The 24,803-nt window shown below is 57.5% G+C and carries 25 protein-coding genes and 1 pseudogene; 13 read left to right on the forward strand and 13 right to left on the reverse strand.

Features of this window, described 5'->3' with window-relative positions; genetic code table 11:
- Nucleotides 1-5: 5 nt before the first annotated feature.
- The 8 genes from ACR0C3_RS04155 to guaA all read right to left on the reverse strand — a co-directional run bounded on the left by ACR0C3_RS04155 (nucleotide 6) and on the right by guaA (nucleotide 7,951).
- Nucleotides 6-878 (reverse strand): ATPase, encoded by an 873-nt coding sequence (locus tag ACR0C3_RS04155; RefSeq protein ID WP_480757276.1) that lies wholly within the window; start codon nucleotides 876-878, stop codon nucleotides 6-8.
- Between the two features lie 50 nt (nucleotides 879-928).
- Complete coding sequence (locus ACR0C3_RS04160) at nucleotides 929-1,825, reverse strand: DMT family transporter (protein WP_480757278.1); 897 nt, start codon at nucleotides 1,823-1,825, stop codon at nucleotides 929-931.
- 105 nt (nucleotides 1,826-1,930) lie between these two features.
- Nucleotides 1,931-3,067, reverse strand: a complete 1,137-nt coding sequence (locus ACR0C3_RS04165; RefSeq protein ID WP_170376791.1) for a porin family protein — start codon at nucleotides 3,065-3,067, stop codon at nucleotides 1,931-1,933.
- A 127-nt stretch (nucleotides 3,068-3,194) separates the two neighbouring features.
- Complete coding sequence (locus ACR0C3_RS04170; RefSeq protein ID WP_480757279.1) at nucleotides 3,195-4,100, reverse strand: DMT family transporter; 906 nt, start codon at nucleotides 4,098-4,100, stop codon at nucleotides 3,195-3,197.
- A gap of 64 nt (nucleotides 4,101-4,164) precedes the next feature.
- Nucleotides 4,165-4,860 carry an FkbM family methyltransferase gene (locus ACR0C3_RS04175; protein ID WP_480757281.1) on the reverse strand — a complete coding sequence of 232 codons (696 nt, stop codon included), beginning with the start codon at nucleotides 4,858-4,860 and terminating at the stop codon, nucleotides 4,165-4,167.
- A gap of 23 nt (nucleotides 4,861-4,883) precedes the next feature.
- Complete coding sequence (locus tag ACR0C3_RS04180) at nucleotides 4,884-5,267, reverse strand: hypothetical protein (RefSeq protein WP_480757283.1); 384 nt, start codon at nucleotides 5,265-5,267, stop codon at nucleotides 4,884-4,886.
- 862 nt (nucleotides 5,268-6,129) lie between these two features.
- Nucleotides 6,130-6,405 (reverse strand): hypothetical protein, encoded by a 276-nt coding sequence (locus tag ACR0C3_RS04185; RefSeq protein WP_480757284.1) that lies wholly within the window; start codon nucleotides 6,403-6,405, stop codon nucleotides 6,130-6,132.
- Complete coding sequence (guaA, locus tag ACR0C3_RS04190) at nucleotides 6,392-7,951, reverse strand: glutamine-hydrolyzing GMP synthase (RefSeq protein ID WP_480757286.1); 1,560 nt, start codon at nucleotides 7,949-7,951, stop codon at nucleotides 6,392-6,394. The genes ACR0C3_RS04185 and guaA overlap by 14 nt, the downstream gene beginning before the upstream one ends.
- A 141-nt stretch (nucleotides 7,952-8,092) precedes the next feature.
- On the opposite strand from guaA, the gene ACR0C3_RS04195 reads away from it, so the two are divergent.
- Both ACR0C3_RS04195 and ACR0C3_RS04200 read left to right on the forward strand, forming a co-directional pair.
- Nucleotides 8,093-8,821, forward strand: coding sequence for an MgtC/SapB family protein (locus ACR0C3_RS04195; protein WP_480757287.1), 729 nt, complete (start codon nucleotides 8,093-8,095; stop codon nucleotides 8,819-8,821).
- Between the two features lie 135 nt (nucleotides 8,822-8,956).
- Nucleotides 8,957-10,501, forward strand: coding sequence for a trimethylamine methyltransferase family protein (locus ACR0C3_RS04200; RefSeq protein WP_419739714.1), 1,545 nt, complete (start codon nucleotides 8,957-8,959; stop codon nucleotides 10,499-10,501).
- Here the strand turns inward: ACR0C3_RS04200 and ACR0C3_RS04205 are convergent, their stop codons facing one another.
- On the reverse strand, nucleotides 10,502-10,789 hold the full coding sequence (locus tag ACR0C3_RS04205; protein ID WP_480757288.1) for a DUF6477 family protein: 288 nt from the start codon (nucleotides 10,787-10,789) through the stop codon (nucleotides 10,502-10,504).
- Nucleotides 10,790-11,042: 253 nt separating this feature from the next.
- On the opposite strand from ACR0C3_RS04205, the gene ACR0C3_RS04210 reads away from it, so the two are divergent.
- Together ACR0C3_RS04210 and ACR0C3_RS04215 are read left to right on the forward strand one after the other, a co-directional pair.
- On the forward strand, nucleotides 11,043-12,125 hold the full coding sequence (locus ACR0C3_RS04210) for a DUF6456 domain-containing protein (protein ID WP_480757320.1): 1,083 nt from the start codon (nucleotides 11,043-11,045) through the stop codon (nucleotides 12,123-12,125).
- A 47-nt stretch (nucleotides 12,126-12,172) separates the two neighbouring features.
- A complete protein-coding gene (locus tag ACR0C3_RS04215; RefSeq protein ID WP_480757289.1) occupies nucleotides 12,173-13,096 on the forward strand; it encodes a LysR substrate-binding domain-containing protein in 924 nt (307 codons plus the stop codon).
- 47 nt (nucleotides 13,097-13,143) lie between these two features.
- Here ACR0C3_RS04215 and ACR0C3_RS04220 read toward each other — a convergent pair whose 3' ends face one another.
- Nucleotides 13,144-13,692 carry a peroxiredoxin gene (locus tag ACR0C3_RS04220; RefSeq protein WP_170718092.1) on the reverse strand — a complete coding sequence of 183 codons (549 nt, stop codon included), beginning with the start codon at nucleotides 13,690-13,692 and terminating at the stop codon, nucleotides 13,144-13,146.
- Nucleotides 13,693-13,954: 262 nt separating this feature from the next.
- Between ACR0C3_RS04220 and lipA the strand changes: the two genes are divergently transcribed.
- Both lipA and ACR0C3_RS04230 read left to right on the forward strand, forming a co-directional pair.
- Complete coding sequence (lipA, locus tag ACR0C3_RS04225) at nucleotides 13,955-14,905, forward strand: lipoyl synthase (RefSeq protein ID WP_480757290.1); 951 nt, start codon at nucleotides 13,955-13,957, stop codon at nucleotides 14,903-14,905.
- Complete coding sequence (locus ACR0C3_RS04230; protein ID WP_480757292.1) at nucleotides 14,902-16,044, forward strand: amidohydrolase; 1,143 nt, start codon at nucleotides 14,902-14,904, stop codon at nucleotides 16,042-16,044. Before lipA ends, ACR0C3_RS04230 begins: the two co-directional genes overlap by 4 nt.
- An 8-nt stretch (nucleotides 16,045-16,052) precedes the next feature.
- Here the strand turns inward: ACR0C3_RS04230 and hpt are convergent, their stop codons facing one another.
- A complete protein-coding gene (gene hpt, locus ACR0C3_RS04235) occupies nucleotides 16,053-16,589 on the reverse strand; it encodes a hypoxanthine phosphoribosyltransferase (protein WP_170376813.1) in 537 nt (178 codons plus the stop codon).
- Nucleotides 16,590-16,662: 73 nt separating this feature from the next.
- Between hpt and ACR0C3_RS04240 the strand changes: the two genes are divergently transcribed.
- Both ACR0C3_RS04240 and ACR0C3_RS04245 read left to right on the forward strand, forming a co-directional pair.
- Nucleotides 16,663-17,109 carry a type II toxin-antitoxin system RatA family toxin gene (locus tag ACR0C3_RS04240; protein ID WP_170376815.1) on the forward strand — a complete coding sequence of 149 codons (447 nt, stop codon included), beginning with the start codon at nucleotides 16,663-16,665 and terminating at the stop codon, nucleotides 17,107-17,109.
- 38 nt (nucleotides 17,110-17,147) lie between these two features.
- Complete coding sequence (locus ACR0C3_RS04245; RefSeq protein WP_480757293.1) at nucleotides 17,148-18,443, forward strand: MmgE/PrpD family protein; 1,296 nt, start codon at nucleotides 17,148-17,150, stop codon at nucleotides 18,441-18,443.
- On the opposite strand, the gene pyrC is transcribed toward ACR0C3_RS04245, so the two are convergent.
- Nucleotides 18,440-19,477 (reverse strand): dihydroorotase, encoded by a 1,038-nt coding sequence (gene pyrC, locus ACR0C3_RS04250; RefSeq protein ID WP_480757295.1) that lies wholly within the window; start codon nucleotides 19,475-19,477, stop codon nucleotides 18,440-18,442. The genes ACR0C3_RS04245 and pyrC overlap by 4 nt on opposite strands.
- A gap of 135 nt (nucleotides 19,478-19,612) precedes the next feature.
- Between pyrC and ACR0C3_RS04255 the strand changes: the two genes are divergently transcribed.
- Complete coding sequence (locus ACR0C3_RS04255) at nucleotides 19,613-20,521, forward strand: AAA family ATPase (protein ID WP_480757296.1); 909 nt, start codon at nucleotides 19,613-19,615, stop codon at nucleotides 20,519-20,521.
- A gap of 58 nt (nucleotides 20,522-20,579) precedes the next feature.
- Nucleotides 20,580-21,839, forward strand: a complete 1,260-nt coding sequence (locus ACR0C3_RS04260; RefSeq protein ID WP_480757297.1) for a vWA domain-containing protein — start codon at nucleotides 20,580-20,582, stop codon at nucleotides 21,837-21,839.
- A 3-nt stretch (nucleotides 21,840-21,842) separates the two neighbouring features.
- On the opposite strand, the gene ACR0C3_RS04265 is transcribed toward ACR0C3_RS04260, so the two are convergent.
- A complete protein-coding gene (locus tag ACR0C3_RS04265) occupies nucleotides 21,843-22,343 on the reverse strand; it encodes a hypothetical protein (protein WP_480757299.1) in 501 nt (166 codons plus the stop codon).
- Nucleotides 22,344-22,568: 225 nt separating this feature from the next.
- On the opposite strand from ACR0C3_RS04265, the gene ACR0C3_RS04270 reads away from it, so the two are divergent.
- The 3 genes and pseudogenes from ACR0C3_RS04270 to ACR0C3_RS04280 form a co-directional block, all read left to right on the forward strand.
- A complete protein-coding gene (locus ACR0C3_RS04270; RefSeq protein WP_480757300.1) occupies nucleotides 22,569-23,537 on the forward strand; it encodes an XdhC family protein in 969 nt (322 codons plus the stop codon).
- Nucleotides 23,534-24,535, forward strand: a complete 1,002-nt coding sequence (locus tag ACR0C3_RS04275; RefSeq protein ID WP_480757302.1) for a molybdopterin-binding protein — start codon at nucleotides 23,534-23,536, stop codon at nucleotides 24,533-24,535. The genes ACR0C3_RS04270 and ACR0C3_RS04275 overlap by 4 nt, the downstream gene beginning before the upstream one ends.
- Before the next feature lie 148 nt (nucleotides 24,536-24,683).
- A pseudogene (locus ACR0C3_RS04280) lies at nucleotides 24,684-24,803 on the forward strand ((2Fe-2S)-binding protein); the annotation flags it as partial.

Below are 24,803 nucleotides of genomic sequence, written 5' to 3' on the forward strand. Positions count from 1 at the left end.
GGTAGTTAGGCGCGATCGCGCCCGGTCTCAAGGGTGTGTTCGATCAACTCATCGAAATCAGCCGCATCGCGCACCTTTCCGATATCCTTGGCCGTTATAGTAACGCCCCAGTTTTTCGCCATCGCCTCGTACCGGGGCTGACGATGGGCAAGCGCCTGAGCGTAGGTCCACCGGATGAACGCGTCCGGGTCCACGTCAGACTCGGAGCAGCCGTGTTGATCTAGATATTCGGTCCAGACGCGGGTCAGGAATTCAGCCTGATAGGACATCGGCTTGGGGGCCTTGTCAAAGCGTCGGACCAGTTCGGCCGTGTGGTCGTCGTCACCCTTCAGCCAGATCATCAGCGCCTGTTTTGACAGCTCGGACATCAGTTGATCTGTTGGGTCGTTCGGGTCGACCCACTCGCAAATCGACCCGCCTGTGTCGCAGATGAAATGCGGATAGCCATAGAGACGCTCTGCCCGATCCACGAAGTATTCGGTGTCGAGAAGGGCGTGAATTTCGGCCAGTCGGAATTGCTCCTGTCGGCGGCGGTACTCGGACATCTCCAATCCGCCAAGCGCCGGATTACCGGGTTTGCCAAGATAGGATGCGACAGGGGTCAGGTTCTCGAACGAGATGTTCGAGCCGATATATATCGAATCCGACAGCAGAAGGTCCCTCAGGAATGGGACTTTCATCGCCTCAGCCTTGGCGTTGTCGGCGATGTATTCGCCCATGTAGCGGGTGCCGATCCGGTAGTCGACCGAGTAGTGAAACCAGCCGCCGCTATCCCGCAGGATGTTGGATACATAGGTCTTGCCCAGCCCCGACATGCCGAAAAACAGCACCTTCTTGCGTGCAGCCCCACGCCAATCTCTTGCCGAGCTGTAGATCATCTTGCGCTGTCCCTTGTTTTTGCCTTTGCTAATTCGGGCAGGCGGCGGCGTCAATCGCGTGGGGAGGCTCGGTTGAGGATCAATAGTCCCGCGGCCAGCACGGCAAAGCCTATATAGGCGCGGGGATCCAGTGCCTCGTCTCGCAGCAAAGCGCCCAAAACGATCGCGACAGGTGGGATGATGAGGGTCACGAGCAACAGATTGCCACTGCCCGCCATTGCGAGGACCCGGTAATAGAGAAGATAGGCACCTGCCGTCGCGATCAGGGAATAATACGCGATTGCCGCCCACGTGACCGCAGGCAGGATGAGACTTGGGATGCCGTCAGTCATAAGGGCAATCGGGATCATGAAGAGGGTCGAGCCGGTCAGCATCCCAGCGGCGGCGACGATTGGGGGCAGAGAGCTTAGGTGTTTGCGCGCCCAAACCCCCGCAAATGCGTAGGAGATAGTGCCTGCGAGGATGGCAAGTTGAGCCGTGTTTTGCAGGCTGAAGCCCGTCAGGTTGCCGACCCCGATCGCGATAGAGACGCCGAAAAAGCCGAGTCCAGCGCCGAGAAGGCGCGGTGGTGTCAACCTCTCGTCGGAAAAGAAGAGCGCAGCAACGAGAACGCCAAAAATAGCCGTTGCCGCGTTCAAAATCGCCGTGAGGCCGGTGTCAATGTACAACTGCCCCCACGCCATCAGCGAGAACGGAATCACGTTGTTGAGCAGTCCCATGACCAGAAAACCAAACCACAGGCGTGATGAGGTCGGAACATTCAGGCCCTTGAGCCAAACGATCAACCACAAGGCCAACATGGCCCAGAATGTCCGATGCAGCACCGAGGTCATCACTGGTATCGTGTCCAGCGCAATCCGAATTGAAACGAAAGATGCGCCCCAGATGGCACCCAGCAGCGAAAGCTCAGCCCATGCGCGGGGGGATAGGTGTTTTTGTTGTTCCATGAACAGGTTGTGGCAGCTTTGAGTTCATGCGGCGACCCGAAAGATGCGGAAACAAAAAGACCCCACCGAAACGGCGGGGTCTGATTGGTTTTTGTCTGGGGTTGATTAATCCAGTGCGTAGGTGATCTGGAAACCGACACTCCAAGCGCTGTTGCCAGAGAAGTCAGCTGTTTGACCAAACCCACCGTCAGCCGTTGCGTCACCAATATCGGTGTAGCGGACGCCCGCCGAGATTTTGGCTTTTTCCAGAGAGTAGGTGCCGCCAAGACCGATGCTCCAGAAACCGTCTGTGGGACCCAGGTTGGTCACCGGTTCTCCTTCGTCGGTTTCATAGCCTAACGTCACAGCGCCCGAAAACTCTTCAGAGAACTGGTATCCCAAACCCAGAGTGTAAGTGTAGGTGGCATTGCCATAGCTAACCAGTGCAGTGGTCGGCGGATAGTTTGGCGGATCGTACTCCAATTGCGGCCAATCAACCCATCTGATCGAGCCGAATAGCAGCGTTTTCGGTGCTACGCCGGTTTGGAAATCCAAGTTCACCGACTGCGGCGTTTCGATTTCGCTGCTGGTATCGACCGATCCAAATAGAGTGCCGCTCTCTGTTTGCGACAGATCGTGCGAGATCTTCGAGTTGTATGTCAGCGAGACGCGAGCGGCAATTTCTGGTTTTTCCCACGCAACACCAAGCACGTAGCCAAAGGCCGTATCAGCATCCGTTTCAACTGAATACCCCAACGCGGCCGGCACATCTACGCTGGCTTTCACGCGTTGGGCGCGAACGCCCCCAAGAGCACTGAACCCGTTGTCGAACTTGTAGCGGAACAAGGCGGTGATTGCATCGGTATCAGCCGTTGCGCGCAAAGAGCCGGTGGTTGTGGGCGATGCCGGATTGATCGAAAGTGGGTAGTTGGAAGCATATGCGATGTCAGCGCCATAGGGCTGGTCATACATGATCGCAAAGTCGATCTTTTCAGTCAAAGACGTCTTGTAGCCAAGATGTGGCGTGAAGAAGTCGTTGGAGACGTTTCCAGAGTTAATAACCTGCCCGTTTGTGGGGCTGGCGGGGTTAGCGTCAAGTAACGTACCGCTGACGCTCGGATCTGTATACCCGAGGCGGAACTGCACAACCGACCCTTCTTCGAAAATCAGATTGATGCCCTGACCGCTTCGGTCCAGGCCGCCAGCGTGGCCAGCCGTTGCCCCCACGCAAAGCGCGCACGCTGATAGTAGCGCCTTTCTCATGTATTCCTCCCTTACTGTCCCTTGAAGGCCTGTATGGCATCGTGTGAGTGTACGGATGCCGACCCGCTCGACTTGAATGCCCGATACTGTCTCGGTGTCTATTTTATCGTCAACTAGTGACCGTGCGTTACTTCTTATGAGTGTCGGCACGAACTGTTGCTAAACTGTTACGATTTCCGGACCAAACATTCAGAAAGATACCTGAAAAGATCACGGCTGCGCCAAGAAGCGTCCAGTGATCCAGTGGTTCATGGTATAGAAGCATACCGACAACCGCGATTGTCGGCAGGCGGGCAAAGTCGAATGGCACCACCACGGTCGCGGGGGCGATTGCAAGCGCGTTTGTGATACAGAAATGCGCCAAAAGACCGGCCAGACCAACCAGCAACAAAAAGGGCGCCGTCTGCAGCGTTGGCAAGGCGATTTGCTGGTCTATCCCTGCCGCTATCGTGCCCAGAACCGCCTGCATCACAGTCAGCCAGAACACGATACATCCGATACTGGCATGTCGGGTGAGTTGTTTCGTCGTGATCGTTGTAAACGCAAAGAAAATCGCACTTCCGGCAGCCATGAGGATGCCCGGCGACAGGCTAGAGGTGCCGGGTCTTGTTACCATCAGAACACCGACAAACGCAATCAATGCCGAGGTCATGCGGATCGCGGTCAGGCGCTCTTTCAACAGAAGCGGAGATAGCAGGATAACCCAGATCGGCTGGGTGAATTCAAGCGCGAAAACCTGTGCCAGAGGCGCCACTCCGACCGCATAGAACCAGAGGTTTTGGCCAGTGAAATGGAACGTGTTGCGGATCGCGTGCAAACCAAGACGCTCGGTCGTGACCTGATACCATTTGCGGGTCGCTGTCAGTACCAGCGCCACGATGATCACGCCGACAAAACTGCGATACATCATGATCTCGAACGTATCGTGATGCAGGCTCAGCTCTCGACCGGCGACGGCCATTGAGGAGAACGAGGCAATAGCGCCGGTCATCCACAGGGCGGCAGAAAGTGAGGAGCCTGCGCGTTGTTTCATTTTACGATGGAAAATCCCTCAACAGAAACTCTTTGCTGCAGCAGAACTTGTTCCCGAGGCACAATTAGGTGTTTTTTAGTTCATCTTTAAAGAGATAGTCATGCTGTGAAAGTAAGGCCTCAAATTTATATCCTACGGATTCAAGGTAGCTGGCCATGCGGTCGTAGTCCCTGCACTCGATCAGCATGTAGTCAAACCGAAACTGGTTGTGATCCAGACCTTTCAATACACTGAGCTCCGCTCCTTCAACATCGAGTGAAAGAAAATTGATACGAGAAGGAGCATTCGAATCAACCAAAATATCATCGAGAGGTTTGGCCGCGGCGCCAAAGGTAAAGGTGCGTTCCGTTTCTCTCATATGTTGTTGCGCCGCGAGGAGGTGCGCGTTTGGATCAGGCAGGTCCAATTCCATTCCTACGGGAACAGTCATCAAATTCGCATAGGCCATTTCGACAAACTTGTCAGGGAACCCGAACTCTACGCAGGCGTTACAATGAACTTGGTTGTTTTCGCCGCGACTCTTAAGGCATTTCAAGAAATTGTGTGGAGATGGCTCGATCAGCACCCCACGCCAGTTCCGTTCCTTCTCGAAGTAGAGTGTATTGGATTGGTTCACTCCGTCGTTGGCGCCAAGTTCGACATAGAACCCGTTGTCAAAATCAACGTAGGGTTCAAGTTTTTGATCGAGGCTATTGACGGCAAAATACTTGGAAGCGATTTTCTTTTTTCGCTTGCGGCTTATCAGGTCGGAAATTCTCATAGCCATGTATTTCCTTGTCTACTTTACGCGAAGGGGAGAAGAGAGAACTTTTTTCGCTGAACTACAATACAGCTCAGAGCATTTCGGATGGGTGAGTTCAAGCGCAAAAACCTGTTCCAGAAGCCCAACCCCACCGCGTAAAACCAAAGGTTTTGACGGGTGAAATGGAATATGTTGCGTATTGCTGGCAAGGCCCGCTGGTCGGCCGTGGTATTATGCCACTTTTGTTTCGCTGCCAGTACCAGGCTTGCGACGATTGCTCCGAAAAAACTGTGGTGCACTACGATTTCGAAAGTATTTTGATTTAGGCTCAGCTCTCGCTCGGCTACCGCCGTAGATGAGAAAGACGCGATCGTGCCGGCCATCCAAAGCGCCGCCTTTATCGTCGGCCGGTAGGTCTGCGTCATCTAGTTGTCATTCGGAAAACGTTTTCATCGAAGGCATTGCCCGAGCTTGGGTGGGTTGAGTTCGTAGTTATTCATGTATCGAACTGACGCTTGTATGATTGGCCCTTTTGAACAGGCAATCCTTTTGGCTGGATCCTGTTTCAAACTCACGGCCCAACGATCGCACTTACTCTGCGAAACAATCAGAACTCCAAAATTTACGTCTATGATCCCTTGTGATGTGCCTGCCGTGCTATCAGCGTTCGAGCTACTTCGTGGCGCGGTCAGAGCCTATTGCACGATAGCTTGCCGGAAAGCGATCCATAAGGTCCGGCGGGAGGTAAACGTAATAGAGTGGCGCATTCCCGATCATCGCGACGACGAGGCAAAAGGAACTCGGGGCTCCGGCCATTATGATTTCATCACTCTGCGCCAGAGAAAACAGATCCAGATACTCATCCGGAACAGCGGAGCTCCGCTCGCCTTATGAAACGGTGGCTGTTTGCGAAAGGCTTTCAGATATGTGTTTGACTAACGCGGGTTCTTCAAAAAAAACGCGTGTTTCTCCGCCTTATATCTTCTTTCTATGTGCGATGGCTTTCTAAAGGTTGATCTCAAGCTGTTCAGGGGACTTCAGAAAATGCGGTCCACGTCTAGGATCGATTCGATCGGTCCCCCGAACATGGATCGCCGACAAAATGCCCATTGGTTCTAGCCGGGATGTCAAACAGTGGCGCTATTCCACGGGCGCTTTCGCGGAGAGATCAAAGGTCTGATTACTAACGAAATTCGGAAAGTTCTTTAACCCTGAAACATTTCCGGTACCCGATTATGTCCTGTGCCTTTGCTTGGCAGACATTGGACCGGGTCGCCGTTTGCAAAATCAAGAAAACGCGCCGGCAACGGAAAACAGAGGAGGGTAGCTCCGGTCACTGCGCGCGTTCAGATAGTTGAATGGATACCTTATTTTTGTTTTTGTGAGCTTGGCATAGGCGCAATGGACGATAACCTCTTCCAGCCGGTTTCCCAGACCATCATTTCGACCGAAGTAAGTGATCTCGTTTTGAGGCATAATCAAATCGCCTGAGTTCAGCAATGAGTCGGGAGCGTGCAACTCAGGCAGGTTGCGCTGCGGTTGCCTGTGTTTATTCCCACTCAATCGTTCCCGGAGGTTTCGAAGTGATATCGTAGGTGCATCGGTTGATGCCCTTGACCTCGTTAATGATCCGAGTGGCAGTTTCGCCCAGGAACTCGTGGCTGAAGGGGTAATAGTCTGCGGTCATGCCATCAACTGACGTCACGGCACGCAGTGCGCAGGCGTAGTCATAAGTGCGGCCATCACCCATGACGCCGACGGTTCGGACGGGGAGAATCGCTACAAAGGCTTGCCAGATTTCATCATAGAGCCCGTGTTTGCAAATCTGGTCGATGTAGACTGCATCGGCTTCGCGCAGGATTTCGAGCTTCTCACGGGTAATCTCACCCGGGCAGCGAATGGCGAGGCCTGGTCCAGGGAAGGGGTGGCGGCCGATGAAGCTGTCGGGCAGTCCCAGTTCACGACCCAGCGCGCGGACCTCATCCTTGAACAGCTCACGCAGGGGTTCGACCAGCTTCAGGCCCATCTTCTCGGGGAGGCCCCCGACATTATGGTGCGACTTGATCGTGACAGAAGGGCCTCCGCTGAACGAGACGGACTCGATGACGTCGGGATAGAGCGTGCCTTGGGCCAGGAACTCGGCGCCGTCGATTGTGTCGGCGTGTTTCTGGAAGACGTCGATGAATAGCTTGCCTATGATCTTGCGCTTGGTCTCAGGGTCACTTTGACCGTCAAGCTCACCCAGGAACAGTTCGCTTTCGTCCGCGTGGATTAGCTGAATGTTGTAGTTGTCGCGGAACATGCCGACGACTTCCTGCGCCTCGTTCTTGCGAAGCAGCCCGTGGTCAACAAAGACGCAAGTGAGCTGATCGCCAATCGCCTCGTGGATCAGGATCGCAGCGACCGAGCTGTCGACGCCGCCGGACAGGCCGCAAATGACTTTCTTGTCACCAACCTGCTCGCGGATCTTCTCGATCATCTGCTCGCGATAGGCACCCATCGTCCAGTCGCCGCTGAACCCGGCGAGCTTCACAAAATTTTCGTACAGTTTCGCGCCCTTGGGCGTGTGATGCACCTCGGGGTGGAACTGCACAGCGTAAAAATGGCGCTTACTGTCTGCTGTGATGGCAAACGGCGCGTTGGGGGAGGTGCCGTAAACCTCAAACCCCGGGGCGATCTCGCTGACATGGTCGCCGTGGCTCATCCAGACCTGTTCATCACCATCCGCGAACCAGTCTTTCAGAATATCCAACTGACCTTTCGGAGTGACAAAGGCGCGGCCAAACTCGGCAGTGCCGTGGCCGCTTTCGACCTTGCCGCCCAGTTGGTGCATCATCACCTGCTGGCCATAGCAGATGCCCAGGATCGGAACGCCATAGTCAAAAATCTCTTGCGGCGCGCGCGGAGAACCCTCACGCGTGACACTGTCCGGCCCACCCGAAAAGATCACCGCCTTGGGCGCCATTTCGCGCACAAATTCCATGGTGACGTTCTGGTAGGGATGGATTTCGCAATAGACATTCAGCTCGCGCAAACGGCGTGCAATCAGCTGCGTTACCTGGCTGCCGAAGTCGATGATCAGAAGGCGGTCGTGGGATGTATCACTCATGTGCGGGCAATAGGCCAAGCGTGACGAATTCGCAAGAGAAAGGTCTTTGCTGAAGGGCAGATACCCGCATTTCAGGGAAGCTGCATTTCGACTATTGTAAAAGTTTTGTAACAAAAATATGACGATCTTTCCGTCCGCGTCATGCGGACAGCCGGAACAGGAGAGATGCGTTTGCCCATAGCTGTTGAACTTGCTGCTTTGAATCTGGCTCTGGCCATGTTCTGCGGTGCGCTGATCGGGTCCGAGCGTCAGGTGCGCCAACGTATGGCGGGTTTGCGCACAAATGCGCTGGTGGCCTTGAGCGCCGCGGCTTTTGTGGTGTTCTCGGCACTCTATCCGGATGAGGTAAGTCCGACTCGTGTGGCTGCTCAGGTCGTGTCAGGTATCGGGTTTCTTGGGGCGGGTATCATCTTTCGGCACGGGTTCACCATTCACGGCCTGAACACAGCGGCGACCTTGTGGTGTTCAGCAGCTGTGGGGATGATGGCCGGCAGTGGGGCCTGGATCTTTGCGATCATGATGACGGGTTTCGTCATTTTTGTGAATCTGGGGCTGCGGCCTTTGGTGAAGTGGTTGAAAAAAACGACACGTGCCGGGGTTCCCTTGACGCAAGAGTTCCGCATCCTTGTACAATGTGCGTCAGATGCGCAGGCAGAGGTTCGCGCGGCGGCACTACAGGCTTTGGCGCAAAACGGGGTGCGCATTGTTGGGTTTCAAAAGGGAGATGCAGACGACAAAGGTCTGCAAACACTGGAAATTCTCGTTTCCACCGAAGATCATCCAGAAAATGTGCAACACAAAATTGCGGCGCCCCTTATTCTTGAGCCGGGGATTCTGAGTGTTGAGTGGGAAGACGCGAACGAGACCTGAAACCGTTATTTTCAAGGGTCCCGTCGCGGCGTAATGTCGCTTTTATGTGCCAATAGCCGTTATCTTCCAATAGTAGCGAGTGTTGGCGGGCTAGATAGAACCCCAATCAACACATCCAAAGTATGGTGAGGAAAAATGGCTGAAGCATCAGCACGTCGTCGAGGTCGCGGTGGTGGCGGAGCCGCCCGCCGGGCAGAACGCACTGCGGTTCGGATCGACACCGCGAAGTACATTGAGCGGAACATTCCGAACTTTGAGGTCCTCAACGAAGAAGCGTTGGAGATCATCGAGTACAACGCAGAAACGATTCTGGAAGAGGTTGGCGTCAACTTTGTCGACAATCCCGCCGCGCTGGAGCGTTGGCGCAATGCAGGTGCAGATGTTGATGGTGAACGCGTGCGCATCCCGCGTGGTCTGGCGCGCCAGCTGATCAAAACAGCCCCAAGCCAGTTCACTCAGCACGCCCGCAACCCTGAGAAATCGGTGGTGATCGGTGGCCGTAACCTGGTTCTGGCGCCTGTTTATGGCCCTCCGTTTGTGCGTGATGCGCAGGGTGGTCGTCGCTATGCGACCATGGATGATTTCAACAAGTTCGTGAAGCTGGCCTACATGTCCAAGTGGCTGCACCACTCGGGCGGTACCGTTTGCGAACCGACCGATATACCGGTGAACAAACGCCACCTCGATATGCTGATGGCGCATATGACGCTGTCGGACAAACCCTTCATGGGTTCCGTGACCGACCCCAGCCGGGCGCAGGATTCGGTCGAGATGTGCGAGATTCTGTTCGGCAAGGACTTCGTTCAGAACAACACTGTGATGACCTCGCTGACGAACATCAACTCGCCGATGACCTTCGACGATGTGATGATGGGCGCGCTGGAGGTTTACGCGAAGAACAATCAGGCTTGTATCGTCTCGCCATTCATCGTCGGCGGTGCGATGGCACCGGTGTCGGTTGCAGGGACGCTGACGCAGGTTCTCGCCGAGGTTCTGGCTGGCATCGCCTATAGTCAGATCATCCGTCCGGGTGCTCCTGTGATTTTTGGTGCGTTTGTGACTTCGATCGACATGAACTCGGGCGCGCCGACCTTTGGTACACCTGAGGCCGCGCATATCACATATGGCGCGGGTCAGCTGGCCCGCCGTCTGAACCTGCCCTTCCGTTCTGCAGGGTCGTTCTGTGGTTCGAAACTGCCGGATGCGCAGGCAGCTTATGAGACCGCGAACTCTTTGAACATGGGTCTGATGTCGGGTGTGAACTTCATGCTGCACTCGTGCGGCTGGCTCGAAGGCGGTCTGGTTGCCGACTTTGAAAAGTTCGTGATGGATGCCGACCAATTGGGTGTTCTGCACGGTCTGGCTAAAGGCGTCGCCTATGACGAAAACGCGCAGGCGATGGGTGCGATCCGCGAAGTGGGGCCGGGCGGTCACTATCTTGGCTGCGAGCACACGCAGGCCAACTTCAAGGAAGCCTTCTGGAAAACCGAGGTGCTGGACTACAAACCGTTCGAGACCTGGCAGGACGAAGGTTCGCGCGATACGCGTCAGCTGGCGTCGGCCCGGGTCGAGCATCTGCTGGCCAACTACCAGCAGCCGCAGATGGACCCGGCCACCAAAGAGGCGCTCGAGGCTTATATTGCCGACAAGAAAGCCTCGATGCCGGACGCGTTTACCTGATCACTCGAACTGTGCGGCGCGGCTGGCTTGGTACAGCTGCGCCTCACCCAAAAGCGCAATCAGAAGATCAAGGTGCCTGACCAGAGAATAGGCGGCATCTTCCTCTTTTCGCAGCGTATTTTGCTCTCTCTCCATATCCATAAGCTGCATCAGAGCGGCCCCGTTGCCCGGCAGTCGACCATAGCCCAGGATGCGCTGAAGATGCCGGTCACGGTTGTAATCCTGCGCCCCGAATTTTGCGGCGCGTGCCAATAAGCGGGGGCGGCGCAGGGTCGTGATTATGGTCATCAGGTCTTGCATTTCAGATGCCTCTTGTTCGGAGAATTGACGCCCGGTTTGTCACACAACCTAAGCGGGTGTTGCGCCCTACAAGGTCGCCGCGAACGTTGGTTTCACGACTGTTTATCATTTTGAATCAAATCTGGTTGCTGCGCTTCGGGGTTAACGAACGAGTAACGAAACCACCTCTAGTTAGATTTGGTTAACTTTAATTTCGGGGGGCAAAAGTGGCAGTCTGTTTTGTCGACGAGGGCAAATGAATATGGAAAACAACGTGGCATTCTCTATTCCGGCATGGGTTCCCGAGGGGGCACAGCGCTACCTTGCGCACACGGAAACCGGTCAGTCGATCCGGGATATCGCAAGATCAGCCGGGTGCCATGCCTCGACCATTCTTAGACAAATTCGACGGGTCGAAATGCGCCGCGATGATCCCTTGGTCGATGCCGCCTTGCAATCGTTGGCCGAGACACATTTCTCGGTCTCGGATCGGACGCGCCGCTTTAACGTAAGCGGACAGGACGAGCAAGAGGATGGCTCATTCGAGGGCGAAGCGCTGCGTGTGCTGAGACGCCTTTGTGAGACGGGATCGGTTTTGGCAGTGGCCGAGGATATGGAGAAGGCCGTGGTCGTGCGTGACACCGGTGAGGCCGGGACCACAAGAACGGCCGTTGTTGATTGCAAGATCGCTCAGGCGCTTGCCTTGCAGGACTGGATTACTTGCGACAATCCGGGCCGTATTTCCCGATACCGGATCTCGACATCGGGGCGCGCCGCGCTCAACCTATTGGTGGCCGAGGCGGAAAACAAGGCCCGGTCGCGCAATGAACTCGGCGTGGCCGAGGCACAGGCAGCGTTTCAGCCGAAGTCGAACGGAGACGTCCCGGAACGCGCCCGACGTATGCGCTACAGTGCTGCGGAAAGCCCTTTGATCGCCTTGGCGCGGCGGCGGGACCGGGACGGCAAACCTTTTCTCGATGAAACGCTGGTTCGCGCCGGGGAACGTCTGCGCGAAGACTTTGAGCTGGCGCAGATCGGTCCGCAGGTTGCGCAGAACTGGGATCGCTTTCTGACCGGGGGCGGGCGCGGCAATTTCGACAGTGAATCTCACGGCGGGCGAGGGGCCTCGCAAGCGAAAGACCGTGTGGCGCGCGCGTTGTCGGACCTTGGTCCGGGGCTCAGCGACGTTGCGCTGCGCTGTTGTTGCTATCTTGAGGGGCTGGAGCTGGCCGAAAAACGCATGGGCTGGTCCGCGCGCTCGGGAAAGATCGTTCTGCGCATCGCGTTACAGCGCTTGAAACGACACTATGAGGAACTCTCCGGGCAAGATCGCATGATTGGCTAGGTATAAGTGCCTCTTGTGGTTTTAGCTCTTGGTGATAGTCAAGGGCTATGAATTTCACACTCAAACAGTTGCAGTACTTTCAAGCCGTGGCCGAGCAGCGCAATTTTGGCCGCGCCGCGCAGGTCTGCAATGTGTCGCAACCTGCGCTGTCTGTTCAAATCAAATCGCTTGAAGAAACACTGGGCGGTGTACTGTTCGAGCGTCAGGCGCGTGATATCCTGCTGACGCCGCTGGGGCGAGACGTTCTGGAACATGCGCGTCAGGTGCTGGGGGCAGCTGTGCGGCTGGACCAGTTCGCGCGGGATCACTCCGGCGGCCATCGGTCGCTGTCGATCGGGATCATCCCGACGATTGCACCGTACCTTCTGCCCGGCGTTCTGGGTGGTCTACGCGCCGCAGATGTTTCGCTGCGTGTGCAGATCCGCGAAGCGAGGACCGAACGGTTGCTATCATTGCTCCGCGAAGGTGAGATCGACGCTGCGGTTCTAGCCCTGCCGGCGGGCAGCTCGGAATTCCACGAAACGCCGTTGTTCCAGGATCACTTCCTGCTGGCAGGCAGCGCCGCTCGGCTGCAACGTGTGAACACCAGCCCCGAGATGCTGCGCCCTCTGGATTTGCAATCGGCGCAGTTAATGTTGTTGGAGGATGGCCATTGCCTGACGGATCAAGCGCTTGAGGTCTGCGGGCAGGATCGGGGCAGTGGGCAGATCAACATGGGGGCCTCCTCGCTTGCGACGCTTTCCCGGCTGGTTGCCGAGGGGTTCGGCCTGACGCTGATGCCCGAACTCGCCGCGAAATCGGAATCAGAGGCGGTACCGGGCATGAAGCTCTTGCGTTTCGGTGCCCCGCAACCGGCACGCACGGTGGGGCTTGTCCGGCGCGCATCAACAACGGATGACGGTTGGGTGGATCGTTTGGCTCAGGTAATCCGGGACGTGGGGGAGCAGATCGTTTCGGCCACGCGGATATGAAAAGGCCCGCTAGAAGCGGGCCTGAAATCAGCGCGTAGGCACCGGATTTACGCCAACGCGGGTTCGGCGGCGGCTTCCAGATGCTGGATCAGAGTCTCGGGCGAGGACACACCATATGGGTCTTCGGGGCAGTTATCCATCAGGCCAGGCTCTTCGAACCATGCTTCGACAACGCCGTCATTGATGATGGCCGCATAGCGCCACGAGCGCATGCCAAAGCCCAGGTTGTCCTTGTCGACCAGCATGCCCATCTTGCGGGTGAACTCACCCGAACCATCAGGGATGACCTTGACGTTTTTCAGGCCTTGATCCTGTGCCCATTTGTTCATGACAAAGCTGTCATTGACGGACATGCAGTAGATCTCGTCGATACCCTTGGCGGTGAAATCGGCGTAACCGTTTTCAAATCCGGGCAGCTGGTAGGTCGAACATGTGGGGGTGAAAGCGCCGGGCAGCGAGAACAGGATCACTCGTTTGCCAGCGAAATAATCGGCGGTTGTCTTGTCTTCCCAGCGGAACGGGTTGGGGCCTTCGACGGCCTCGTCGCGGACGCGCGTATGGAAGGTCACATCGGGCAGTTTTGCGCCGGTCTTCATGTTCAAGTTCCTGTGATTCAGTTGTGACTTTCTGGCGATTTAAATCAGTTCTAAATTGCATGCAATCCATGAAATGCTGTATCTGCAAGATAGGTTTGATTGGCTTATCCATTGATTTTACGTGCGAAAAATATAGTTTAAGTTTAAACTAATTTGACGCTCGCGAGATATTTGCATAGCGGCTATGCGTCGCTGGTGTAACAGGCGTGAGTGTTTTATGTTATGGGTACACAAAGTTGACCCAAAGTTAGGAAAACTGCCCGTGCGCGATCTGAAAATCCCAGAACAACGTCACCCCGAAAAGGCGCATCGCCCGGACAACGCCCAGCCTAAGAAGCCGAAATGGATCAGGGTTAAGGCGCCAGGCGGCAAGGGTTATGCCGAGACGCATAAGATCATGCGTGAAAACAATCTGGTGACGGTGTGCGAAGAGGCCGGATGCCCCAACGTGGGCGAGTGTTGGAGCCAGGGTCACGCCACCATGATGATCATGGGTGAGATTTGTACCCGCGGCTGTACCTTCTGCAATATCGCCACGGGACGTCCGGACTCGCTGGATGCATTCGAGCCGGGTCGTGTAGCGCATGCGGTTCAAAAATTGGGTCTGAACCACGTTGTGATCACCTCGGTTGATCGGGACGATTTGAACGACGGCGGAGCGGATCACTTTGCGCAGACAATTCGCGCCGTCCGTCACCGCTCACCCAAGACGACGATCGAGATTCTGACGCCGGACTTCTTGAAATGTGAGCCCGAAGTGCTTGAGACCGTGGTCGAAGCCAAGCCGGATGTGTTCAACCACAATCTCGAAACCGTACCGGGCCTCTACCCTGAGGTTCGCCCCGGCGCGCGGTATTTCCATTCGCTGCGCCTGTTGCAGCGGGTAAAGGAACTGGACCCGTCGATTTTCACCAAATCCGGCATTATGGTCGGTCTAGGTGAGGACAAGCAGCAAGTCGGTCAGGTCATGGATGACATGCGCGCCGCTGACATAGATTTCCTGACTATTGGTCAATATCTGCAACCGACGCCCAAGCACCACGCGGTGGACCGTTTCGTGACGCCTGAAGAGTTCGCTTCCTATGAAAAATCCGCCTATGGCAAGGGTTTCCTGATGGTCTCTGCCACTCCTCTGACGCGTTCGTCCTACCACGCTGGGGATGATTTCGCGCGTTTGCGTGCGGCACGGCAGGCGAAGCTGGGTCAAGCGTGACGCCTGATAGATTGGCGCAGCTGACAGCGCTGCGCCACAGTTTGCATCAAATTCCCGAACTTTCTGGGCAAGAACGTGAAACCGCCAAGCGTATGGCTGATGAGCTGCGTCGCGCAGGGGCGGATACCGTGCTGACCGACCTCGGCGGGCACGGAGTTGCGGCGGTCTTCGACAGCGGCACAAACGGTCCCACCGTCGCCATTCGGTGCGAGCTGGATGGGTTGCCGATCGAGGAACTCTCGGAGCTGCCGTATGTTTCGACCGTGCCGGGTAATGGGCATCTGTGCGGGCATGACGGCCATATGTCGATGGTTCTCGGCGTGGCGCTTGAGTTGCAGGAACAGCGCCCGACGCGCGGACGGGTGGTTCTGATTTTCCAACCCGCTGAAGAAACCGGGCAGGGGGCCAAGGCGTTCCGCGACGATGCCCAATTCGCGCAACTTGCGCCGGATTACGTGTTTTCTCTTCATAACTTGCCGGGGCTGGAACTGGGCGAGGTTGAGCTGTGTCAGGGGCCAACCAACTGCGCCTCTCGCGGTATGCGGATTGCATTGACCGGAAAGACCTCTCATGCCGCCGCGCCACAGGACGGAGTTTCTCCGGCGGGCGCTGTGTCCGTATTGATCCCGGAACTCACACGGCTTGGCACGGCAGGCGCCCTGAACGCGGACTACGCGTTGACCACGATCACGCATGCCAGCCTCGGAGAGCAGACCTTTGGCGTCGCCCCCGGTCAGGCCGAGCTGTGGGTGACATTGCGCACCGTGTCAGACGACCGGATGGCAAAGCTTGCTGCCGATGCTGAAGCCTTGGTTCAGCAGATCGCCAAGTCCGAGAACCTGAGTGCCGAGATTACCTATGAGGATGTCTTCGAGGCCTGCATCAACGACGCTGAGGCGGTGACTGTTCTGGCTGAGGCCTGTGCGGATCAAGCCGTTCCATGCAAGTTGACCAATGAGCCGCAAAGGTTCTCGGAAGATTTTGGCCAGTTCGGCAAAGGCGCAAAATCGGCGATGTTCTGGTTGGGAGCTGGGCGAGATCACCCCCAGTTGCACAATCCCGACTATGATTTCCCCGACGCGCTGATCCCAATTGGAACAGGCGTCTTTCTGGCGGCGATCCGGCAGGTGCTGGGCTGAGGCCGCGTTCAGGTGAACCGAACCTTGCCGATGAACGGCAAGTTGCGATTGCGCTGCGCGTAGTCGATTCCGTAGCCCACGACGAATTCGTCAGGGATCTCGAACCCGATCCAATCTGAACGAAAATCAACCTCACGCCGGCTGGGTTTGTCCAATAGGGCAATGGACTTCAGCCGCTTCGGCTTGCGACTGCGTAGCAGGTTGGTGACGTGGTTCAGCGTGTGGCCTGTGTCGACGATATCTTCGACGACCAGCACATCGCGACCCTCAATTGCGCCGCGCAAGTCTTTGAGAATACGAACTTCTCGGCTGCTCTCCATCGCGTCACCGTAAGAGGAAGCCTCAAGAAAATCCACCTCGATCGGAAGGTCCAACTCGCGCACAAGATCAGCGATGAACACGAAAGAGCCGCGCAGCAGGCCGACGACCACCAGCTTGTCAGTATTGCCGAATTCTTCGGTAATTTCGCGGCAAAGCTCTTCGATTCTGGCTGCAATTGCCTTGGCCGAGATCATCTCATCTATCACATAAGCGCGGTCAGTCATCGCAGCCCCCTTGATCTTTGGCGCGCAACATACGACATGACGCGCCATTGTCACCTTCTAATGCCGGATTGCCATGCCTATCCACTCGGAAACCCGTCACCTGCCTTATACGGCCCAGCAGATGTATGATCTTGTTGCTGACGTGGCGAGCTATCCTAAGTTCCTGCCCTGGTGTGCCGCCGCGCGTATCCGCAAGACCTATGCGGCTGGCGAAGCCGAGGTGATGGAGGCGGATTTGGTGATCTCGTTCAAGGTGTTTCGCGAACGGTTCGGAAGTCGGGTGACCTTGTTTGCCGGTCAAAAGAAGATCGACACTGAATATCTGGACGGCCCGTTCAAATACATGAAATCGGACTGGCAGTTTGAAGACGCACCTGAAGGTGGGTGCAATGTCTCATTCCACGTGGATTTCGAATTCAAGAACGCCATCCTGCAGGGGATCATTGGTGTCGTCTTCAACGAGGCCATGCAGCGCATCGTACGCGCGTTCGAGGCCCGTGCCGCTGAGCTTTACAGCTAAGGCTTTACCAACGACCAGTGCTCGCTAGACTGCGCGCTATGTCTGGATTCACCTCAACGCTTGCGAGTTTTTCCGCCAGCCCCGTCAACACAACCGCGCAGGCGCGGGCCATTACGTCTCTGTCCGTTCTCGACTGGATCGCCGTGGGCCGTGCCGGTGTGTCCGAGCCCGTGTCGGTCGCCGTTCGGGACATGGTGCAGGAGGAGGGCGGAGCAGCGCAGGCCCATCTTTTCGGCGGCGGGGCAGCGCCCTTGCGCGCGGCGGCGCTGGTCAATGGAACGGTGTCTCACGCGCTGGACTATGACGACACCCATTTCGCCCATATCGGACATCCGTCCGTTGCCATCCTTCCTGCGGCCTTGGCGGTTTCAGAATGGGATGACCGTATCCTCGTTGATCTGTTGGAGGCGGCCCTGATCGGGATGGAGGTTTCGATCCGTATCGGCCTCTGGCTCGGCCGAGATCACTATCAGGCCGGGTTTCACCAAACGGCGACTGCGGGGGCCTTTGGGGCGGCGGTTGCAGCGGGTCGGGTTCTTGGGTTTGATGCGAACCAGATGCAGCAAGTTCTGGGTCTGACATCCACGCGCTCGGCCGGCCTGAAAGCTCAGTTCGGCACCATGGGCAAACCCTACAATGCAGGATTGGCCGCATCAGCCGGGATCGAGGCCGTGTTGCTGATTAAACGGGGCTTTGAGCCCAATGCGAGTGCGCTAGAAGGCCAGTACGGCTTTGGTGCAACCCACCAGGGCGCGGCGGATACATCAGCAGCGCTGGATGGGTTGGGGGAGGAGTGGCTGTTCGAATCGGTCAGCCACAAGTTCCACGCGTGCTGCCACGGTTTGCACGCCGCGCTTGAGGCTGCTCTGCGTCTTGATATTGCCGAACCTGAAGTGGCTGAAATCAAGGTCAAAACCCATCCGCGCTGGATGAGTGTCTGCAATCAGATGTCTCCGACCACAGGGCTGGGGGCGAAGTTTTCCTATCGCACGGTGATCGCCATGCAGGCGCTCGGCTACGACACCGCTTTGCCAAGCAGTTACACCGAAAAGGTCTGCGCTGATCCTCGCATTCGCTCTTTTCGAGACCGCATCACGGTCGAGGCGGATGAAACCCTCACCGAGACCCAGGCCCGCCTAGAGCTTCTGCGGCGCGACGGCGTGCGACGCGAGGTTACCCATGATCTGATGGCTCCGATGTCTCTGGCGGATCGGGAAGACCGTGTCCGAGCCAAAGCGTCGAAACTGATTGGAGGGGACGAGGCAGACGCGATCTGGTCGATGCTGCGCACCGGAGGTCGCGCCCGCGATCTGGCTGCAAAACTGGCGGGTTAAACCACGCGCCAGTGCAGGGGGAAGCCGGGGTCGAATACGGTGACGGGGCCGTCGCCACTTTCGATCTTCGACGGGTATTCGACCGGGTCACCCTTGGTCAACGTGATCGAACTTTCGTTCACCGGCAGGCGATAGAAGGCCGGACCATTCAACGACACGAACCCTTCCAACTTGTCTAGGGCACCTTCGCGGTCGAACATCTCGGCTACTAAGGACATGGTGTTTGTTGCCGTGAAACATCCCGCACAGCCGCAGGCCATTTCCTTGTTGTCATCCGTATGCGGCGCGCTGTCCGTGCCCAGGAAATAACGTGCATCGCCCGAGGTCGCGGCCTTCAGCAACTCCAACCGATGTTCTTCACGTTTGGCGACCGGCAGGCAGTAATAGTGGGGTTTGATCCCGCCCACGAGAATGTGGTTGCGGTTGATGATCAGGTGATGCGCGGTGATCGTTGCGCCAAGATCGGCCTCGTTGGCAGCAACATACTGAACCCCGTCGCGGGTCGTAATATGCTCCATCACAACGCGCAGGCCCGGCGTGGCCTTGCGGATCGGATCCAAAACGCGGTCGATGAACACGGCCTCGCGGTCGAAAATGTCTATCTCGGCATCGGTGACCTCGCCATGAACACATAGAGGCAGGCCGATCTCGGCCATTTTCTCCAGCACCGGACGCACATTGTCGAAATTCCGTACGCCCGAATGCGAATTGGTCGTCGCACCTGCCGGGTAGAGCTTGACCGCCTTAACCAACCCGCTTGCATGCGCAGCGGTAAGGTCTTCTGGATCCGTATCTTCGGTCAGATACAGAGTCATCAGCGGCTCGAACGTCATCCCTTCGGGCAGCGCAGCCATGATACGCTCACGATAGGCGGCGGCGTGCGCGCCGGTCACCACCGGGGGCACCAGATTGGGCATGATGATCGCACGGCCAAAATGGCGGGCGGTTTCGGGCAGGACGGCCTGCAACATCGCGCCATCGCGCAGGTGCAGATGCCAATCGTCGGGGCGGCGGATCGTGATGCTATCGGTCATGCGCCCCCGCTAGCACAGAGGCCGCCGCCGTAAAAGCCCTTGTCAACTCGTTCGAACGTCGTAGCTCAGAAACGGGTGATGGCCTTGACGCAAAGGCGCGGCCATGACCTTTTGTGGCAAGGGAGAATTCAGCACATGACACAGCCAGATTCCATAGACGCGGTTCAAACCATGCTGAGCGCACAGGGCTATGTTTGCGGCCGTGCGCTGGCAACGGTCGTCTTCCTGTCGCTGAAACTCGGCCGGCCGCTGTTTCTGGAAGGCGAGGCCGGTGTCGGCAAGACCGAGATCGCCAAGGCGCTGGCTGCCGGACTTGGGCGCCGCCTGATCCGCCTGCAATGCTACGAAGGGCTGGATGCGTCCTCTGCCGTCTATGAGTGGAATTTTCCCGCGCAGATGGTCGCTATCCGAACCGCCGAAGCCGCAGGCGGCGCAGACCGTTCTGCTCTGCAGACCGAGCTGTTCTCGGATGACTACCTGGTCGAACGCCCTTTGCTTCAGGCCATGAGGCCGGATGAAAACGGCGCGCCGGTGCTGCTGATCGATGAGCTTGACCGCACCGATGAACCCTTCGAGGCCTTCCTGCTGGAAGCACTCAGCGATTTTCAGGTCACAATCCCGGAACTCGGCACCGTCAAAGCCCCCGAGCCGCCCGTCGTGATCGTCACCTCCAACCGCACGCGCGAGGTGCATGACGCTCTCAAACGCCGCTGCCTTTACCACTGGGTCGACTACCCGGATTTCGATCGGGAGATTGAAATCCTGAACGCGCGCGCGCCCGAAGCGGCTCAGTCTCTTAGCAGCGAGGTCGTGGCCTTCGTGCAGCGCCTGCGCACCGAAGACCTGTTCAAGAAGCCCGGCGTGGCCGAAACCATCGACTGGGCCAAATGCCTGCTTGCGCTGGACGTCATCAACCTCAGCCCCGAAGTGATCGGAGATACCCTCGGCGCAATCCTGAAATACCAGGACGATATCCAGAAACTGCAAGGGTCCGAAGCCAAACGCATTCTTGACGAAGCCAAGGCCGATTTAGAACCGGCCTGATGCTTCTTCTGTTTGAAAATACCCCGGGGGTATGGGGGCAGAGCCCCCATGAGCGCTGATGGCCGAACAGATCCCACTCGACATTCCCGAAAACCCGAAGCTGGCGCAGAACATCACTCACTTCGCCCGCGCCCTCCGCAAGGCCGGGCTGCCGATCGGCACCGGTCGCGTGGTGGATGCCATCCGGGCCGTTAAGGCCGCAGGCTTCACCGAAAAGCAGGATTTCTACTGGACCTTACACGCCTGTTTCGTGAACCGGCCAGAACACCGCACTGTCTTCGCGCAGGTCTTTCGCCTTTATTGGCGGGACCCAAGGTATCTTGAACACATGATGTCCATGATGCTGCCCGCCATTCGTGGCGTGCAGGAAGAACGCAAAGCCGACGCAGGCGAAAAACGTGCGGCTGAGGCGTTACTTGACGGGGTTGAACGCGATCAGCCCGAAACCTCCGAGGAGCAGGAGGGAGAGACCGAACTCGAAATCGACGCTTCGCAAACCGCGTCGTCCGAGGAGCGCCTCCGCAGTCTGGATTTCGAACAAATGAGTACTGATGAGATCGCGCAGGCCAAGCGCCTCCTGTCGCGCCTCAGCCTGCCGGTGAAACCGATCGAAAGCCGCCGCAGCCAGGCCAGCCATATCGGCCACCGGATCGACCGGGCGAGAACCCTGCGCGCCGCCATGCGTCAGGGCGGTGAGCTGCACGATATCGCCAAACAAAAATCCCGACCGCGCTGGCCCAATCTGGTCGTGCTCTGCGATATCTCCGGCTCGATGAGCCAATATAGCCGCCTGATCCTGCATTTTCTGCACACGGTCTCGAACGCCAAAGGGGCCGGCTGGGCCAAGGTCCATGCCTTCACCTTCGGCACCCAACTGACCAATATCACCCGTCACCTGCACCAACGCGACGTGGATGCCGCCCTAGCTGCCGCCGGGGCCGAGGCGCAGGATTGGGAAGGCGGCACGCGGATCGGAGACTGCCTGCACGCCTTCAACCGAGACTGGTCGCGGCGCGTCATGGGGCAGGGCGCAGTCGTTTTGCTGATATCGGACGGGCTGGATCGTGGCTCGCCCGAGGCCCTGGCGAAAGAGACCGAGCGTCTGCATCTTTCGGCCCGGCGTTTGATCTGGCTGAACCCGCTGCTGCGTTGGGATGGGTTCGCCCCCAAAGCGCAGGGCGTGGCAGCGATGCTGCCCCATGTCGACAGCTTCCGCGCGGGCCATTCGATTACGTCTCTGGAAGACCTCGCCACTGTCATCTCTGCTCAGGACGATGTCGGAGAGAAAGCGCGGCTCATGTCCGCGCTTTCTGGCTAGGGTTTAGCCCAGCTGCTTTTCATTACATTCACGCGCCATTTCCATGGCCTTGTAAGTGCCAGTCAGATCGACGGTGAACGCAAATTCCTTTTCGGGGAAGACGATCATGACCTGTTTCTTGGCCAGATCATCCGCAAACTGTGGGTCGTCGGAAAGGACATAACCGCCGGAATAACCCTTGGTGATATTGCCCTTCATGCCAGTGGCCTCACCCACATAAAGGTTATCACCCAGCAGGATTGCCACGGCTTCTTTTTCTCCGCGTTTGATATTGGTTTCCGCCTTGGTGAAAACGCCAACGTAACCCACACCGCGATCCTCTGTCAGGCCCATCTGAACAACGTTTTCCGCGTCATCCACGGCCTCAACTAGACAGGATTTCTTTTCATTGTCGATGAAGACTTTCCAGCCTTCAACCTCACCGTAGCGTTCGAATGTATCAGCCCATGCAGCGGTCGAGGCCAACAGGCCGAGCGCCGTTCCCAGTGTAAGAATGCGTTTCAACTCTTCGTCTCCGTTGAGAAATTTATTGAGAGCGCCCAATCCTAATTCAGGCACAGCTTCAACTTAAGACGTGGGGTATTCGCAATCAATCCTTTGAGAGTGTGAATATCAAATCGGCCTTTTACTGCCCACATAAACGCGAATTGACTGCCGTCTCCGACTAACGTTCGCTTTTCATTGGTCCAAGGCTGCCTATGTTGGTTTGCAACAAGCCAGGAGGATTCGATGGATCGATTCGACAGCAGCCCGGAACGCGCTTTGGAATGGCACCGCAGTGGTCGCGGTGCCGCGCTGGCCACCGTTGTCGAAACCTGGGGCAGCGCACCGCGCCGTGTGGGGTCACAGCTGGTGATTGGTGGGGACGGGCGGATCGAGGGGTCGGTCTCGGGCGGTTGCGTCGAAGGCGCCGTTATCGTCGAAGCCATTGAAGCAATTGATGAGGGTGAGGCGCGCCTGCTTGAATTCGGTGTCAGCGATGAAGACGCTTTTGCCGTCGGTCTGGCCTGCGGCGGCACGATCCGGGTTTTGGTCGAGCCGGTCGGTTCTGTCCTGCCTGAGCCGATGCTGGCCGAGTTGGTAGCCGCCCGTGCGCGCCGTGAACCGCTGGCCTATGAAGTGAATACAGACAGCGGACACAGGGCCTTGCGCCGGAATGCTTATGCGGATCGGCTGCGTATGGATCGGTCTGGCTTCGAGGAAGACGGCAAGACCTTCGTCGCCGTTCACAACCCGCCTTTGCGATTGATCATCGTCGGTGCGGTTCACATCGCGCAGGCCTTGGTGCCGATGGCGCGGATTGCGGGTTACGACTCGGCCATCATCGACCCGCGTGAGGCATTTGCCTCAGACAGCCGCTTCCCCGGAGAGACCTTGTTGACCGATTGGCCGGATGAAGCAGTCGCCAAGCTGGGTCTGGATCAGCGCACGGCCATTGTCCTGTTGACTCACGATCCAAAGCTGGATGATCCGGCCCTGCAGGCCGCGTTGGATGCGGATGTGTTCTACATTGGCGCGCTCGGGTCGACCCGCACCCATGCCAAAAGGGTTGAGCGGATGACCGAGGCGGGGTTCACCCAAACTCAGATTGAGCGCATTCACGGGCCGATTGGCCTTGATATCGGCGCGGCAGGCCCCTCCGAAATTGCCGTGGCCATTCTGGCCCAGATGACCGCCGTTCTGCGAGGTAAGGCATGAAATTCGGCCCTGTGCCCGTGACCGAAGCCGCCGGAGCCATTCTTGCGCATTCCGTCAAAGTCTCGGACCAAAAGCTGCGCAAAGGGCTCATGCTAACTGCCGAGCATGTCTCGCAATTGTCTAGCGCGGAGTTTGACGAGGTCATCGTCGCCCGTCTGGAACCCGGCGACTGTCATGAGGACGAGGCCGCCGAATTGCTGGCCCGTGCTCTGGTCCCCGATCCCACGGACGCCAACCTGCGCTTGACCGAGGCGTTTACCGGCCGTGTGAACCTTCTGGCTGAGGGACCCGGCGTGGCGGTGCTGGATGTGGTCGCGCTCGAGCAATTCAACCGCATCAATCCAATGATCACCGTCGCAACGGTCCCGCAGCATCAGCAGATGAGCGCGGGCGGCATGGTCGCGACGATCAAGGTGATCTCTTACGCCGTTCCGAAAGCCGACGTCGAACGCGCGGCGGGTTTGGCGCAGGCCTCGGTGCGCCTTGTCACGCCGGTCTATCGCAGCGCGGGTTTGATCGTGACAGACATCGCCGGAGGACCGCCCAATGAAAAGGGCATCGCAGCCATGCGCGGGCGTGTCGAAGCTCTTGGCATGGACTTGTGCGATGTGCAGATCGTCCCGCATAAAACCGATCAACTTGCATCGGCCATTGATCGTGCCGAAGGCGATGTGCTGATGATCCTGACGGCCTCGGCGACGTCGGATGTGAACGACGTCGCCCCGTCCGCCGTGCGCGCCGCGGGCGGGGATGTTGACCGGTTCGGCATGCCGGTAGATCCGGGCAACTTGCTGTTTCTGGGGGCGTTGAACACAAGACCTGTGATCGGCCTGCCGGGATGCGCGCGCTCTCCGGCTTTGAACGGGGCTGATTGGGTTTTGTCGCGGGTCGCGTGCGGGGTCGAGACCACGGGTGCTGATATTGCTGCGATGGGTGTGGGCGGTCTGCTCAAGGAAATCCCGACCCGGCCGCAACCTCGCGCGCAACGGAAGAAGTAGGTCGGACGCTCACAGGCAGCGCCGGTAAATTTATTGCATCGGCCTTTTGCGTCCCTCTGGTGTCAATAAGCGACAAATTCCTGTTCTCAAGTCAGACCTCCCGTGTTTAACTCGCCCCAAGCGAATGAGCTAAAGAAGGGGAGGTCTTATGCCAAATATATCGCTGACTGTGAATGGCATGTCTGTGAGCGGTGATGTTGAGGGTCGGACGTTATTGTCTGGTTTTTTGCGGGATCATTTGTCTTTGACGGGGACGCATGTTGGCTGT

This window comes from Ruegeria sp. CK3, assembly GCF_056536565.1.

Coding starts and splice junctions, on each gene's coding strand:
- guaA (WP_480757286.1), bottom strand. CDS start 7,951: ATGAGTGATACATCCCACGACCGCCTTCTGATCATCGACTTCGGCAGC.
- pyrC (WP_480757295.1), bottom strand. CDS start 19,477: ATGACCGATAGCATCACGATCCGCCGCCCCGACGATTGGCATCTGCAC.
- ACR0C3_RS04165 (WP_170376791.1), bottom strand. CDS start 3,067: ATGAGAAAGGCGCTACTATCAGCGTGCGCGCTTTGCGTGGGGGCAACG.
- ACR0C3_RS04260 (WP_480757297.1), top strand. CDS start 20,580: ATGGCCGAACAGATCCCACTCGACATTCCCGAAAACCCGAAGCTGGCG.
- ACR0C3_RS04275 (WP_480757302.1), top strand. CDS start 23,534: ATGAAATTCGGCCCTGTGCCCGTGACCGAAGCCGCCGGAGCCATTCTT.
- ACR0C3_RS04210 (WP_480757320.1), top strand. CDS start 11,043: ATGGAAAACAACGTGGCATTCTCTATTCCGGCATGGGTTCCCGAGGGG.
- ACR0C3_RS04240 (WP_170376815.1), top strand. CDS start 16,663: ATGCCTATCCACTCGGAAACCCGTCACCTGCCTTATACGGCCCAGCAG.
- ACR0C3_RS04270 (WP_480757300.1), top strand. CDS start 22,569: ATGGATCGATTCGACAGCAGCCCGGAACGCGCTTTGGAATGGCACCGC.
- ACR0C3_RS04155 (WP_480757276.1), bottom strand. CDS start 878: ATGATCTACAGCTCGGCAAGAGATTGGCGTGGGGCTGCACGCAAGAAG.
- ACR0C3_RS04215 (WP_480757289.1), top strand. CDS start 12,173: ATGAATTTCACACTCAAACAGTTGCAGTACTTTCAAGCCGTGGCCGAG.
- hpt (WP_170376813.1), bottom strand. CDS start 16,589: ATGACTGACCGCGCTTATGTGATAGATGAGATGATCTCGGCCAAGGCA.
- ACR0C3_RS04195 (WP_480757287.1), top strand. CDS start 8,093: ATGCGGACAGCCGGAACAGGAGAGATGCGTTTGCCCATAGCTGTTGAA.
- ACR0C3_RS04160 (WP_480757278.1), bottom strand. CDS start 1,825: ATGGAACAACAAAAACACCTATCCCCCCGCGCATGGGCTGAGCTTTCG.
- ACR0C3_RS04175 (WP_480757281.1), bottom strand. CDS start 4,860: ATGAGAATTTCCGACCTGATAAGCCGCAAGCGAAAAAAGAAAATCGCT.
- ACR0C3_RS04180 (WP_480757283.1), bottom strand. CDS start 5,267: ATGACGCAGACCTACCGGCCGACGATAAAGGCGGCGCTTTGGATGGCC.
- ACR0C3_RS04255 (WP_480757296.1), top strand. CDS start 19,613: ATGACACAGCCAGATTCCATAGACGCGGTTCAAACCATGCTGAGCGCA.
- ACR0C3_RS04170 (WP_480757279.1), bottom strand. CDS start 4,100: ATGAAACAACGCGCAGGCTCCTCACTTTCTGCCGCCCTGTGGATGACC.
- ACR0C3_RS04220 (WP_170718092.1), bottom strand. CDS start 13,692: ATGAAGACCGGCGCAAAACTGCCCGATGTGACCTTCCATACGCGCGTC.
- ACR0C3_RS04200 (WP_419739714.1), top strand. CDS start 8,957: ATGGCTGAAGCATCAGCACGTCGTCGAGGTCGCGGTGGTGGCGGAGCC.
- ACR0C3_RS04245 (WP_480757293.1), top strand. CDS start 17,148: ATGTCTGGATTCACCTCAACGCTTGCGAGTTTTTCCGCCAGCCCCGTC.
- ACR0C3_RS04205 (WP_480757288.1), bottom strand. CDS start 10,789: ATGACCATAATCACGACCCTGCGCCGCCCCCGCTTATTGGCACGCGCC.